General features: G+C 66.4%; 1 pseudogene. It reads right to left on the reverse strand.

Annotated features, from left to right (window positions below):
* Positions 1–268 (reverse strand): annotated as a pseudogene (locus AC0IYH_RS31810) (hypothetical protein); the annotation flags it as partial.

The raw sequence follows: 268 nt of genomic DNA on the forward strand, positions 1-268 counted from the left end.
AAGGTCAGCGGCGCACTCTGGGCGCTCAGGGTCGAAGTGGCCTGGCCCGGTTGGGCGCTGACCGTCAGCGCCGGCACCGTGAAGTGTTGCGCCACACTCGGGGTGATGCGATAGGCGTAGCGCATGCCGTCGAAGGTTTGCCCGCCAATCACTTGGGTGGTGTGTTCAGCCTCGCCACCGGGCGCCTGCACGCGTGCGCCCTCGAGTTTCAACTCCGGCAGGGTCGCGCCCGAGGTGAACCAGGTGTTGGTCAGCACATCTACCTGCA

The organism is Pseudomonas sp. AC463, from assembly GCF_979253585.1.